This is a genomic window from Streptomyces sp. NPDC039609 (assembly GCF_055596705.1).
On record NZ_JBVIUJ010000011.1, the window covers coordinates 153834 to 167236 of the forward strand.

The window sequence follows — 13403 nt, forward strand, 5'->3', positions numbered from 1 at the left end:
AGCACGGCGTGTGCGACCCGTGCTTCGTGCACCCCGCCGCGCGCGGCTGGCACCCGTGGGAGCGCTGCCTAGGCTGGCAGGCCCTGAATGCGAACGCGGGCATTCCTGGGGCACGTTGGGGGCATAGGCACCCCACCAGCCGCGCCGACCTGGGGAGGGGCACGTGCTCAGTACCGCACGCCATTCGGACGCCGTCACGGACGTCGTCGTCGTGGGAGCCGGGATCGCGGGGCTCGCAGCCGCCCATCGGCTGACCAGCGCCGGAATCGGCGTCACGGTCCTGGAGGCCGGGCCGCGGGTCGGCGGCCGGATGACCACGGACGACATCGACGGCTTCCGGCTCGACCGGGTCGGGCCGCTGCTGACCGCCTCGTACGCCGAACTGTGCCGCACGCCCGGTCTGGGCGGGGTGGCGCTGCGGCCGTTCGCACCGGGGGCTCTGGTGCACAGCGACGGACGGTACGTCAGGGTCGGCGAACCGTTCCCGCACGCGCCCTGGCGCGTGGGGGTCGCGCGGGGGGCCCGGGGTACGGCGAGGGGGTCCGCGCAGGCTCCTTGGGGCGTGGGGTGGGGGTCCCCCCAGCCGCCCCGGCGCGTAGGGGGAGCTTTCACGGTGGCGCGCGCCCTCGCGAGCGCCCCGCGCCATCCGGCCGCCTCGCTCGACCAGGCGCGTCTCGGCGCCTCGCTGGCGCGGCTCGCGACCACGCCGGCGCAGCGGCTGCTGACCCGTCCGGAGCGGGCCGCGCGCGAGGCCCTGACGGCCCGGCTGCCGGCCCGTACCGTCCAGGGGGTGCTGCGGCCGCTGGTCGCCGCGCTGCTCGGCGACCCCGACCTCACCACGTCCAGCCGCTGGGCCGATCTGGCGCTGCGCGCGTTCGCCCGGGGGCGGTTGTGCGTGCCGCAGGGCGGCTCGGCGACGCTGCCCGACCTGCTGGCAGCGACGCTGCCGTCCGGCACGGTTCGTACGGGCGTCCGGGTCACGGACATCGCGGTCGACCGGGTCACGACGGCGGAGCACGGGGTGTTCCGGTGCCGCTCGGTGGTGCTGGCGACAGGCGCCCGCACCGCCGCCGAGCTGCTGCCCGGGCTGCGGACCCCCGCCTTCCACCCCGTCACCGTGCTGCACCACACCGCTCCGGCAGCGCCGACGCCCGATCCGGTGCTGCTCCTGGAGTCCGACCCGGGCGGCCCGGTCGCGCACACGGCGGTGATGAGCGCGGTCGATCCCACGCGGGCGCCGGCGGGCCGGGTGCTCGTCACCTCGACGGTCCTGGGCACTCCGCCGGACGACACCGAGCGGCGGGTCCGCAAGCACCTCGCGACGCTGTACGGCACGTCGACGGACGAGTGGGAGCTGCTGGCGCTCCATCACACCCCGGACGCGATTCCGGCGATGCCGCCGCCGCACGACCCGCGCCGGCCGGTCCGGCTGCTCGCGGGCCTGTACGTCTGCGGCGACCACCGCGACACGTCCACGCCCCAGGGCGCCCTGTCCTCGGGCCGCCGCGCGGCCCAGGCGGCCCTGCGCGACCTGGGGGTCGGCGCCCACGGGGAATCGACGACGGAGGCTGCCTGACGACCCCGCGCACGCCGGCGCGAGCCCAGGACCGGCGTCAGCCGTCGTGGCGCGCCCGGCCGGTCAGCCGATCGCTGCCACGCGGTCGCGGTACGTGCGGACCGCCGCCGCGTCGCGGTACGGCTCCAGGCGGCGCTCGAAGTCGCGTACGTACTCCACCGCCCGCGCCGAGCGCATCTCGGACGCCTGCTGCGCCGCCTCCGCGCCCAGCGCACACGCCTGGTCCAGCTCGCCGAGGCCGAGCCTGGCCGAGGCGAGGACCACACGGCAGAAGAGGCGGCTGCGGGCGAACCCGGGGGCGCGCAGCTGCAGGGAGCGTTCGGCGTGCTGCGCCGCGGGGCGGTACTGCTGGAGGTCCCGGTGGCAGTGCCCGAACTCGTCGGCGAGCTGCGCCTCGTCGAAGGGCCGCGCCCAGTACGGCACGTCGTCGCCCGGCCGGGCCGCCTCCAGGGCCCGCTCGGCCCGGGCGAGGGACGCACTGCACGCCCGCGCCTCGCCGAGCACACCGTGCCCGCGGGCCTCCACCGCGTGCAGCAGCGCCTGGACGACGGGCGGCGCGGAGGAGCCCACGCCCTGCTGGGCGACGCGCGCCAGCTGCACGGCCTCGCGCCCGTGGCCGAGGTACACGGCCTGCCGGCTCATGGTGATCAGGACGTACGAGCCGTACGCGCGGTCCCCCGCCGCCTGCGCAAGCCGCAGCGCCTGGACGAAGTAGCGCTGGGCCAGGCCGTGGGCGGCGATGTCGTACGAGGTCCAGCCGGCCAGCCTCGTCAGGTCGGCGGCCGCGGCGAAGAGACGCCGTCCGACGGACTCGCCGTACGTGCCGCGCAGCATCGGCTCGGCCTCGTGCTCCAGGTAGCGGACGAGAGCCTGGCGGGCGTGACCGCCGCCGTAGGCGTGGTCGAGGGTGCGGAAGAGCTCGCCGACGGAGCGCAGGGCGGCGATGTCGCCGCTGGAGACCCGCTGCCCGGGGCCCCGGTCGGTGCCGCGCTGGCGGGGGACGGAGACCCTGCCCTGCTGCGGGACCCGGGGGTCCTGGACCGGGCGGCGCGCTTCGGTGGCGAGCCGTCCGCCGTCCCCGCCCGGACGTGCCTCGGCGCCGTGGCGGGCCTCCGTCGCGAGCCGACCGTCCGAGCCGGGACGGCCGTCCTGGCCGAGCCGACCCTCCGGGCCGAGACGGCCGTTGGGCGCCGCCATGTCCCCCCGCGCGACTCGGTCGTCCGCCCGGCCGATCAGCCAGTCGCGGCTGGGGACCACGAGCCCGGCCGGGGTGAAGGCGATCTTGCGGAGTTCGGCATGGCTGCCGGAGTCCTTCCGCCACAGCCCGCTGACGATGTCGACCGCCTCCTCGGGCGTCGCCGCGAACTCCAGCCCCGCGTAGACGGGGGCGCAGGCGTCCAGACCGAGGTCCTGCGCGGAGAGACGACGGCCCAGGCGCCGGGTGAAGACCTCGGCGATCAGTGCGGGGGTGGTGCCCCGCGGCTGCTGACCGCGCAGCCAACGGGTCACGGAGGTCTTGTCGTACCGCAGGTCGAGTCCGTGCTCCAGGCCGAGCTGGTCCACCCTCCTGGCCAGACCCGCGTTGGAGAACCCGGCTTCGGCGATGAGCGCGGCGAGCTGGCGGTTCGGGATGCGCTGCGGGGGTCGTTCCGTCATCAGCTGTGCGGTCTCCTGCCTTCCGGGCCCCGGAGCAAGCCCGTATGGACCCTCATGGAACGGCGTGAATTTAGCGGCCCTCACTGCCTATACCGCCTCCTTCGCCCCACATTCATCCGATCGTGTGAGGATCTGGGTCGTCGCTGACACAAACGTCCTCGTCGCCGGCCCTCCGCACCTGCCGGACGGCTTTCCGCCGGGCGGCCGTACAGTGGCATGGGCGCGAATGACGCATGGTGCCGAGCCGGCCCCGGGACGATCCCCGGAACCCGGCACCGGCACCCAGGAGGAGGCACTGCCGTGAGTGAGCTGCGATTCGTCCGTCTGGGCTTCGGCGACGACGCCGTCGAGTACCAGGTGGCCTGGGACAAGCAGCGCGAGGTGCACGCCGCCCGGTTCGCCGACGAGATCACCGACACCTGTCTGCTCCTGGAGCACCCGCCCGTGTACACGGCGGGCCGGCGCACGGAGGAGAGCGAGCGCCCCCTGGACGGGACGCCGGTCGTCGACGTGGACCGCGGCGGAAAGATCACCTGGCACGGCCCGGGCCAGCTCGTCGGCTACCCGATCATGAAGCTGCCCCGCCCGGTCGACGTCGTCGCGCACGTCCGTCGCCTGGAGGACGCGCTGATCCGCACCGCCGCCGAGTTCGGCGTGGAGACCACCCGGATCGAGGGCCGCAGCGGTGTCTGGGTGCTGGGCGATCCGGTGGAGCAGCGCCCGTCGCTCGGCGGCCTGTCGCTGGACTTCGACCCGCGCCTCGGTGACCCGGAGTTCGACCCCCGTCTCAACGGCCCGGAGTACGCCCCGTCCAACGCCGGGCAGCGCCGCGAGGACCGCAAGCTGGCGGCGATCGGCATCCGGGTCGCCAAGGGCGTCACGATGCACGGCTTCGCCCTGAACGTGAACCCGGACAACGCCTGGTTCGACCGGATCATCCCCTGCGGGATCCGGGACGCCGGCGTGGCCTCGCTGGCGAGCGAGCTCGGCCGGGACGTCACCATCGAGGAAGTCCTGCCGGTGGTCGAGAAGCACCTGCGGGCGGTCCTGGAGAACGCGGAGCTGAAGCCGCGCGAGATCGAGACCTCTCCCGTAGAGGCGAACGCCTAGGGAATGCCGGGCTCTGGCCACAGGTTGCCCAGGCGTAAACAAAACCGCATGAACAACGGGCGTACCCTGGTGTGCGCCGAAGAATCGAAGCTACAGGGAGCCGGTCGTGTCCGCAGTCGCACCCGACGGACGCAAGATGCTGCGCCTGGAGGTCCGTAACGCCCAGACCCCCATCGAGCGCAAGCCCGAGTGGATCAAGACCCGGGCGAAGATGGGTCCCGAGTACACGAAGATGCAGAGTCTCGTGAAGAGCGAGGGGCTGCACACGGTCTGCCAGGAGGCGGGCTGTCCCAACATCTTCGAGTGCTGGGAGGATCGCGAGGCCACCTTCCTCATCGGCGGTGACCAGTGCACGCGGCGTTGCGACTTCTGCCAGATCGACACGGGCAAGCCCGAGGCTCTGGACCGTGACGAGCCCCGCCGTGTCGGCGAGTCGGTCGTCACGATGGACCTGAACTACGCCACCATCACCGGCGTCGCGCGCGACGACCTGGAGGACGGCGGTGCCTGGCTGTACGCGGAGACCGTGCGCCAGATCCACGAGCAGACCGCGGCCCGCGCCGACGGCCGTACGAAGGTCGAGCTGCTCGCCCCCGACTTCAACGCGGTGCCGGAGCTCCTGGCGGAGGTCTTCGCCTCCCGCCCCGAGGTCTTCGCGCACAACGTCGAGACGGTGCCGCGGATCTTCAAGCGGATCCGCCCCGGCTTCCGCTACGAGCGCTCGCTGGACGTCATCTCGAAGGCCCGTGACTACGGTCTGGTCACGAAGTCGAACCTGATCCTCGGCATGGGCGAGACCCGCGAGGAAATCAGCGAGGCGCTGCAGCAGCTGCACGCCGCCGGTTGCGAGCTCATCACGATCACGCAGTACCTGCGCCCGTCGGTGCGCCACCACCCCGTGGAGCGCTGGGTGAAGCCGCAGGAGTTCGTGGAGCTGAAGGAGGAGGCCGACGAGATCGGCTTCTCCGGTGTGATGTCGGGCCCGCTGGTCCGTTCCTCGTACCGTGCCGGCCGGCTCTACCAGCAGGCGATGGAGAAGCGCAGCCGAGCCGGAGCGTAGGTTGCGGGTCCGCCCGAGGCACGAGGGTGGGCACGCGGCCGGAGCGGTGGCGAGGCGGAGCGCGACCGACAGGCAGGAGAAGCGCAGCCGAGCCGGAGCGTAGGTTGCGGGTCCGCCCGAGGCACGCGGCCGGAGCGGTGGCGAGGCGGAGCGCGACCGACAGGCAGGAGAAGCGCCGAGACGGCCACCACGCCGACCGTGTGAATCCAAGCACAAGTAGTTACCGGCCAGTAGTGGCCGAATTCGTCGCGGCCCGTACGCCCCCGCAGGTCAGGGGGTGCGTACGGGCCGCGTCGGCGTTCACGGGTTCGTACGGATGGCCGCATCAACGTTTCATCAGTGTTTGACCACCGAGTCATGCGCTGGTAACACCAGTCTGTGAGCCTGGCTTCACACACCGCCACAACACGAGTGACATCTCTCGCTCAGCCCCCCACCTCATCTCATCCATGCTTGAGGGAGGACCCCGTCATGCAGGCCGCGACCCACGTCCGCGCCACCGCGATCCCGTCCGTCACCGATGCCCTGCGGGCCGTGGAGGCCGTGCTGCTCGGCAGCGGCCAGCGGACCGCCCGCCGCAACGCCTGGACCTCCGTCCTGGAGGACCGCCGCCGGGCCAAGGACCGGGTCGAGGCCCAGCATGTGATGGAGGCGGTGGCTGGCCGCGCCTCTCGGGCCACGTAAACTTCAGGACATGGCGAGGACTGCAAACACGGGCAGCGGTGACGCTGCGAACCAGGGGCGACTGAAGCAGATCGCCCTCACGTACAAGATGACCCGAAAGGCCGACCCGAAGGTCGGGCTTGTCGTCGCGGGCGTGGGCATCGTCGTACTCGGCGTTCTCCTCGCGATCGGCTTCCTGATCGGGCACCCGGTCTACCTGGGCATCCTGGGCTTCATCCTGGCGCTGCTGGCGATGGCGATCATCTTCGGACGACGTGCCGAGCGCGCGGCCTTCGGTCAGATGGAAGGGCAGCCCGGCGCGGCGGCCGCCGTCCTGCAGAACGTCGGGCGCGGCTGGACGACGACCCCGGCGGTCGCGATGAACAAGAACCAGGACGTCGTGCACCGCGCGGTCGGCAAGGCCGGCATCGTGCTGGTCGGCGAGGGCAACCCGAACGGCCTGCGGTCGCTGCTCGCGGCCGAGAAGAAGCGGATGGCCCGGATCGTCGTGGACGTTCCGGTGACCGACATCGTCGTCGGCAACGGCGAGGGCCAGGTGCCGCTGAAGAAGGTCCGTACGACCATGCTGAAGCTGCCGCGGGTGCTCTCCGGCCCGCAGGTGACGGCGGCCAACGACCGGCTGCGTGCCATGGGCGACCTGATGAGCAACATGCCCCTGCCGAAGGGCCCGATGCCGAAGGGCATGCGGATGCCGCGCGGCGGAAAGATGCGCTGACGATCTCTGTGAGAAGAAGGGGCGCCCCGGAACCGATCGGTTCCGGGGCGCCCCTTCTTCGTCCTTCGTCCCGCGTGTGTCAGATCCGGACCTGTACGGCACCGGAGAGGCGGTCGTGGAGGCCGCGGCCGTCGCGGTCCCAGATGAGGGCCGGGATGGCGAGGCAGACGAGAATGCTGCGGGCGACGACACGGAGGAAGCCGAGCCGGCCGCCGTTCACCGAGGCGACACGGAGGCCGAAGAGCCGCTTACCGGGAGTGGAGCCAATGGTGCCGACCGTGAGCACGCTCAGGATGAGCAGGATGACGAGGGCCCAGTTGCCGGTCGCCTGGCTGTAGCCGTCGGTGATCAGGCCGTATGCGATCAACATGCACAGAGCCCAGTCGACGGCGAGGGCGCCGATCCGGCGGCCGGGCCGGGCGATCGAGCCGGGCCCCTCCTCGGGAAGCCCGAGCTGCTCCCCCCGGTAACCGAAGTCGACGCCTGCGTCCTCGGCCGCCGCGCGGGGTCCCGAGAGCCACGATCCCATTGCTTGCCTGTTGTCCACGCGTCCACGGTACTGCGCCCGTTTTTGATCACTTCGGCCCGGGTCGACGTGAGGAACGGACGGCGCTTCGCGATGCCGAGCGCGGCCGCCCCGGTTAACTTGGGCGAAACAAATGGGTCATGCTTGAGAAATCCCGTCTGCCTATGGTCGGGTCCAGCGTGTGCCACCGCACTGGCCGCACGACCGAGCTGCAACCCCGCCCCTCCCCGGGCCGGGAGTAGGAGGAGTTGGATGTTCCAGAACGCCGACGAGGCCAAGAAGTTCATCAAGGACAACGACGTCAAGATGGTCGACGTCCGTTTCTGTGACCTTCCGGGAGTGATGCAGCACTTCACGATCCCGGCGACGGCGTTCGACCCGTCCGAGGAGCTCGCCTTCGACGGCTCGTCGATCCGCGGCTTCCAGGCCATCCACGAGTCCGACATGGCGCTGCGCGCCGACCTGTCGACGGCCCGTCTGGACCCGTTCCGCCGTGACAAGACGCTGAACATCAACTTCTTCATCCACGACCCGATCACGGGCGAGCAGTACAGCCGTGACCCGCGCAACATCGCGAAGAAGGCCGAGGCGTACCTCGCCTCCACCGGCATCGCCGACACCGCGTACTTCGGCCCCGAGGCCGAGTTCTACGTCTTCGACTCGGTGCGCTTCAACACCACCGCCAACGAGGGCTTCTACCACATCGACTCCGAGGCCGGCGCCTGGAACACCGGTGCGGTCGAGGACAACCGTGGCTACAAGGTCCGCTACAAGGGCGGCTACTTCCCGGCCCCGCCGGTCGACCACTTCGCCGACCTGCGCGCGGAGATCTCCCTGGAGCTGGAGAACGTCGGCCTCCAGGTCGAGCGCCAGCACCACGAGGTCGGCACCGCCGGCCAGGCCGAGATCAACTACAAGTTCAACACGCTGCTCGCCGCGGCCGACGACCTGATGCTCTTCAAGTACATCGTGAAGAACGTCGCCTGGCGCAACGGCAAGACCGCGACCTTCATGCCGAAGCCGATCTTCGGCGACAACGGCTCGGGCATGCACGTCCACCAGTCGCTGTGGGCCAACGGCGACCCGCTGTTCTACGACGAGACCGGCTACGCGGGCCTCTCGGACACCGCCCGCTACTACATCGGCGGCATCCTCAAGCACGCCCCGTCGCTGCTCGCCTTCACCAACCCGACGGTGAACTCGTACCACCGCCTGGTCCCGGGCTTCGAGGCCCCGGTCAACATGGTGTACTCGCAGCGCAACCGCTCCGCCGCCATGCGTATCCCGATCACGGGCTCGAACCCGAAGGCCAAGCGCGTCGAGTTCCGCGCGCCGGACCCGTCCTCGAACCCGTACCTCGCCTTCTCGGCGCTGCTCCTCGCGGGCCTCGACGGCGTCAAGAACAAGATCGAGCCGGCCGAGCCGATCGACAAGGACCTGTACGAGCTGGCTCCCGAGGAGCACGCGAACGTCCAGCAGGTCCCGACCTCCCTGCCGGCGGTCCTGGACGCCCTCGAGGCGGACAACGAGTACCTGCAGGCCGGCGGTGTCTTCACCTCCGACCTCATCGAGACCTGGATCGACTACAAGCGCACCAACGAGATCGCCCCGATCCAGCTGCGCCCGCACCCGCACGAGTTCGAGCTCTACTTCGACCTCTAGATCGCGGACCGACGTCGCGGACTGATCGACGACTTGGGCCGCCACCCCGGCATCGGGGTGGCGGCCCTCGCCGTTGTCGGCCGGCGACGGCCGCAGGGCGTCAGCCGTCCGCGCGGAGGAGGTCCGCCTGGGCGACGAGCCAGGTCGGGCCGACCACCTCGACGTTGCCTCCCAGTGCGTCGGCCGCGCGGAGCAGGGCCTCGGCGGCGGCCCGGGGGCGGGGTACGGCGCGGGCGTGGGCGGCCTCCGCGAGGGCCTGGGCCGCCGCCGCTTCCGCCGCACCCGCGATCCCCAGCGAGACCGCCGCCCGCTCGGCCGTCTCGGCCGCCTGCGCGTACTGTCCGTCGCGCCAGTGGGCCCAGGCGAGATTGCAGAGGCAGACGCCTTCGGCGCGGGGGTTCTCCGTCAGCAGTGCCTCGTCGAGCGCCGCCTTCAGCATGGTCACCGCCTCGTCCACCCTGTCCAGCGCCAGCAGGGCGATGCCCTGGGCGTTCAGAGCGTTGTTGATCCCCTCCGGGATGCCCGACGCCCGGTACGCGCGGACTGCCAGGTCGCCGGCGGCCATCGTCTCCTCCCAGCGGCTGAGCGTCAGCAGCGCGATCGTGCGGGCGTTCCCCGCCCGCGCCTGCGTGAGCAGGTCCCCGGACTCCTGACCGAGGGCACTCAACCGGTCGGCACTGGCGAGAGCGGTCTCCCCGTCGCCCAAGGAGCTGTACGCGAGGCTCAAGGACAGGATCGCGTGCACCTCGCGCTCGGTGTCGCCGATCTCGTGCGCCAGCTCGCCGGCCCGGGCCAGCGGGCCCACCGCGGCGTCGAGACGGCCCAGCTGGCGGTAGGCGTCGCCGAGACCGAACTGGGCGTTCTGCAGGGCGCGGCGATCACCGAGACGCTCCGCCAGGGCGGCCGTCTCGGTGAACAGCTCGACGGCGTCCTTGATCGGCCCCGCCGTCAACCTGGCATGCCCGAACGAGCCGAGGTGGGCGAGCCGAGCCCGGTCGTCGGTGAGACGGCCGTCGATGGCCAGGTGCATCGAGATCACCCCGAGCACCGAGCCCTGCCAGACCAGCCACTCCCCCATCCCGCCGAGGACCATCGCGGCGGCGTCGACGTCACCGGCGCGCACCAGATGATCGAACTGCCGGCGCAGCGGCCGGACGTCGTCCGCGGTCTGCCAGGCCGAACGGGGCGGGGCGATGTTCGCGTACCAGTCGGCGATCCGGCGCTCGACGGCCGTGCGCCCCGTCGGGCCGTCCGCGGGCAGCTCGCCGTACGCCAGGTCGGCGTCCATCGGGTGCAGGGCGAAGGTGCGGTGCCTGCGGTCCACCGACAGCAGGTGGATCCGTACCAGGTGGGTCAGGATGTGCGCGATGTCGAGCGTGGGATCGAGACCGCCGACGATCGTCCGGATCACCGGCTGCGGTACGGGGGTGCGCAGCGCGGCGAGGACGCCGACGACCGTACGGCTGCCGGTGTCGAGCTGGCGGTGGCGGTCCTGGACGAGGCCCTCGACCACGTCACGGCGCTGGGCGTAGTCGGCCAGGACGTCCTGCAGGGTGGGCAGCATCATGTCGTCGTCGGCCATCGCGCCGACGAGGAGCTCCAGGGCGCGCGGGACGCCGTGCACCCGGACGGCGGCCTGGAGCAGCTCCTCGTCGGGCAGGTGGGCGACACCGAGGCTGCCGTCGCGGTCCAGTTCACGCAGCAGCGCGACGGACTCGGCGGGGTGCAGCCCCTCGGCGAGGTCGACCTGGGCGACGAAGCGGCGCAGCTCGGGCGCCAGACGTACCGGTACCTGTGTCGTGACCAGGAGGCGCGGGGTGGATCTGGCCCGGAAGAGGCAGTCGAGGAAGATCGCCACCTCCTCGTCCCGGATCCGGCCGTCGTCGTGGAGGAGGTCCTCGAAGTTGTCCATCAGGATGACGAACAGCCGGTCGCCCATCGCGGCGAACAGCTCGTCGAGCTTGTCCTGGACGGGCAGCTGGGCGGCCCAGACCTCGCGCAGGTGGGTCTCGTGTTCGCCGCCGAGCAGCTGGGCGCAGTCGAAGTAGAGGCGCTCCAGGGAGATGCCCGACGTACGTGTGCTGAGGTTGACGAGTCCCGACGGGAGCGGCGCCCCGGTGTGGCCGGGCCATTCACCCTGGTCGAGACGGTCCATGACCTTGGCGGCGAGCGCGCTCTTGCCCATGCCCCGGCGCCCTGTGACCGTCACCATGCGGATGGCGGGATCGCCGAGGTGGCCGCCGATCAGGTCGAGTTCGCGGGTGCGGTTCTTGAACAGCTCGATGCCGTGGGCGACCGGCAGCCCGATCACCTTGGACCGGACCGGGGGGCTGCTCGCGGCCGGTTCCTCCTGGTGCGGTCCGTGCGCGCCCGGCCGTTCGGCGCCCGCTTCGGGCAGCGCCTGCGGGTCGACGGCCAGCAGCGCGGCCGGCTCGGCCGGGGGCGGTGCGCCGGGCGGGAGCAGCGCGTGGTCGATCCGGGCGGCGGTCAGCCGTCCCGATCCTTCCCAGCGGTGGTGCTCGGCGACCACGCCGACGATGAGGTCTCCGGCCCACACCGCCGCACCCGACATCCCCGACCATGGCGACACCTGGGGGTTGGGGTCGGCTCCGGCCGGTGCGACGGTGATCTCCAGCGTGCCCGTCCTGAGGTTGGACAGGGCCGCGACGGTGCCGTCGGTCTGGTGGAGTTCCCGGAACTGTCCGCCGTCCGGTCGGCGACGCTGCTTCCACAGCGGGAAGCCCGCGGCGTGGACGGCGACGACGGCGTGGTGGTCCGATGTGATGCGCCCGAACGGCGCGGGCTCGACGGCCGGGGCGTCCGGCGGCGGTACGAAGGTCAGGACGGCCACGTCGCTGCCGGCGTCGTACCAGGCCACGTCCGCCGGTGCCTCCCACTGTCCGGGCCGGTCCACGTCGAAGCGGACCCGGGTCCCGGCGGTGCCGGTCACGACATGCGCGGCGGTGAGCACCGTCGTGTCGGTGACCCGGTAGCCCGAGCCGCGCCGGCGGCCGGCCGGCGTGGTGACGATGACCTCGGCGATGCGGTGCGGGTCGAGTCCGCCGGCGGCGCGCCTGCTGGTTTCGGGCATGGTGCGATCAGTCCTCACCGAGCAGTTCGTCACCGGAGATCAGCACCGAACGGTCCGGTGCGTCGGGTCGTACCGGCTTCAGGGTCAGGGTGAGCCGCTGGGTGTCGGTGGTCGCCTTGCGCGCGGTGGCTCCGGCGTCGAACACCCAGAACCGGACCTTCACCCCGGGCTCCCGGCTCCGCTCCACGCCCACGGTCAGCTCCAGCTCGATCTGCTCCGCCTGGAAGCGCAGGTCGGTGCCCTCGCCCTCCGCCATGGCGCGGCTCAGGTCGTGGCGCAGCTGAGCGATGATGTCCGCCAACTCCACGGCGTTGTCCACCGGTGTGCCCCCTCGTCCCCCGTCGCCCCGGGCGGCCGTCCCTCCCGGGCCCGAACGGCCGTACGTCTACGTGGAGATCATATCGGCGGGAGGTCGACGGAGGGCGGCGGCAGGTCGACTCACTCGCCCTCAAGTAGGCCCCCCTCCGGTCGAGTTGCGAACGGGCCGCCGCCCCTGGGTCGGGGTGACGGCCCGTTCGGGCAGGGTGGTGCGGTCGGATCAGCGGCCGTAGCGGATCAGGGCGCGGACCATGCGGCAGGTGGTGTCGGACGGCGGGTGGATGCCGAGCAGTTCGGCCGTGGTGCGTATCTTCGCGTTGCCGGCCTTCGCGGGGTCGTGGACCCCCGCGTCGAGCAGGACGATCGCGAGGCGCATGGCCTTCAGCCGGCGGTTGTGGGCGATGTACCACTCGCGGGGACGGCCCGCGGGGAGCGGCCTCTTCTGGAGGGGCTTCCAGGGTTCGAGGGACGGTGTCCGGATCACGGCGAGAGCCATGGGCGACCTCCTGGCGCAAACTGGGTGCGGGCCCTCCCCGGGACCCTCACCTTCACCCCCTATTTTAGGCGCCCCCACTGACAATCGCCCCTGGCCAGACAGGGTTTGGGGGGTGGTGGAGCAGGGCGGAGGGGGTACCGTGTGGCGCATGGAGATCTGGATCAATCCCGCCTGTTCCAAGTGCCGCAGCGCGATCAGTCTGCTCGACGCGGAGGGCGCCGAGTACACGGTGCGCCGCTACCTGGAGGACGTGCCGAACCCGGACGAGATCCGGGCCGTTCTGGAGCGGCTCGGACTCGAACCGTGGGACATCACGCGAACCGGGGAGGCCGATGCCAAGGAGCTGGGCCTGAAGGACTGGCCGCGCGACGAGGCGAACCGGGACCGGTGGGTGGAGGCGCTCGCCGCGCACCCCAAGCTCATCCAGCGACCGATCATCACGGCGGAGGACGGCACGGCCGTCGTGGGGCGGACGGAGGAGGCGGTGCGGGACGCGTTGTCCCGCTGAC

The 13403-nt window shown here is 72.0% G+C and carries 12 protein-coding genes; 7 read left to right on the top strand and 5 right to left on the bottom strand.

Translation table 11 applies throughout. From position 1 onward, the window contains the following. Positions 1-163: 163 nt before the first annotated feature. Positions 164-1576: an NAD(P)/FAD-dependent oxidoreductase gene (locus ACZ561_RS29860; RefSeq protein ID WP_471000734.1), complete on the top strand. Its 1413-nt coding sequence runs from the start codon at positions 164-166 to the stop codon at positions 1574-1576. Positions 1577-1639: 63 nt separating this feature from the next. Here ACZ561_RS29860 and ACZ561_RS29865 read toward each other — a convergent pair whose 3' ends face one another. After that, entirely contained in the window at positions 1640-3232 is a 1593-nt protein-coding gene (locus tag ACZ561_RS29865; RefSeq protein ID WP_471000737.1) for a regulator, read from the bottom strand. 300 nt (positions 3233-3532) lie between these two features. On the opposite strand from ACZ561_RS29865, the gene lipB reads away from it, so the two are divergent. From lipB to ACZ561_RS29885, 4 genes are all read left to right on the top strand, one after another. Further along, a complete protein-coding gene (lipB, locus tag ACZ561_RS29870) occupies positions 3533-4342 on the top strand; it encodes a lipoyl(octanoyl) transferase LipB (RefSeq protein WP_471000739.1) in 810 nt (269 codons plus the stop codon). A gap of 106 nt (positions 4343-4448) precedes the next feature. Next, entirely contained in the window at positions 4449-5402 is a 954-nt protein-coding gene (gene lipA, locus ACZ561_RS29875; RefSeq protein ID WP_471000742.1) for a lipoyl synthase, read from the top strand. Between the two features lie 471 nt (positions 5403-5873). Then, entirely contained in the window at positions 5874-6086 is a 213-nt protein-coding gene (locus ACZ561_RS29880) for an SCO2195 family GlnR-regulated protein (protein ID WP_329121351.1), read from the top strand. Between the two features lie 10 nt (positions 6087-6096). Then, positions 6097-6801: a DUF4191 domain-containing protein gene (locus tag ACZ561_RS29885; RefSeq protein ID WP_376440925.1), complete on the top strand. Its 705-nt coding sequence runs from the start codon at positions 6097-6099 to the stop codon at positions 6799-6801. A 79-nt stretch (positions 6802-6880) separates the two neighbouring features. Here the strand turns inward: ACZ561_RS29885 and ACZ561_RS29890 are convergent, their stop codons facing one another. Beyond that, on the bottom strand, positions 6881-7348 hold the full coding sequence (locus ACZ561_RS29890) for an RDD family protein (RefSeq protein ID WP_471000745.1): 468 nt from the start codon (positions 7346-7348) through the stop codon (positions 6881-6883). 231 nt (positions 7349-7579) lie between these two features. Here ACZ561_RS29890 and glnA point away from each other — a divergent pair, with 231 nt between their 5' ends. Next, positions 7580-8989 (top strand): type I glutamate--ammonia ligase, encoded by a 1410-nt coding sequence (gene glnA / locus ACZ561_RS29895; RefSeq protein ID WP_352191411.1) that lies wholly within the window; start codon positions 7580-7582, stop codon positions 8987-8989. Positions 8990-9089: 100 nt separating this feature from the next. Here glnA and ACZ561_RS29900 read toward each other — a convergent pair whose 3' ends face one another. From ACZ561_RS29900 to ACZ561_RS29910, 3 genes are all read right to left on the bottom strand, one after another. Continuing rightward, positions 9090-12080, bottom strand: a complete 2991-nt coding sequence (locus tag ACZ561_RS29900; RefSeq protein ID WP_471000748.1) for a trypsin-like peptidase domain-containing protein — start codon at positions 12078-12080, stop codon at positions 9090-9092. Between the two features lie 7 nt (positions 12081-12087). Further along, positions 12088-12399, bottom strand: a complete 312-nt coding sequence (locus ACZ561_RS29905; protein ID WP_376446378.1) for a trypco2 family protein — start codon at positions 12397-12399, stop codon at positions 12088-12090. A gap of 219 nt (positions 12400-12618) precedes the next feature. Further along, complete coding sequence (locus ACZ561_RS29910) at positions 12619-12894, bottom strand: hypothetical protein (protein ID WP_383559931.1); 276 nt, start codon at positions 12892-12894, stop codon at positions 12619-12621. A 148-nt stretch (positions 12895-13042) separates the two neighbouring features. Here ACZ561_RS29910 and ACZ561_RS29915 point away from each other — a divergent pair, with 148 nt between their 5' ends. Continuing rightward, positions 13043-13402, top strand: a complete 360-nt coding sequence (locus ACZ561_RS29915; RefSeq protein WP_471000751.1) for an arsenate reductase family protein — start codon at positions 13043-13045, stop codon at positions 13400-13402. Position 13403 lies beyond the last annotated feature (1 nt).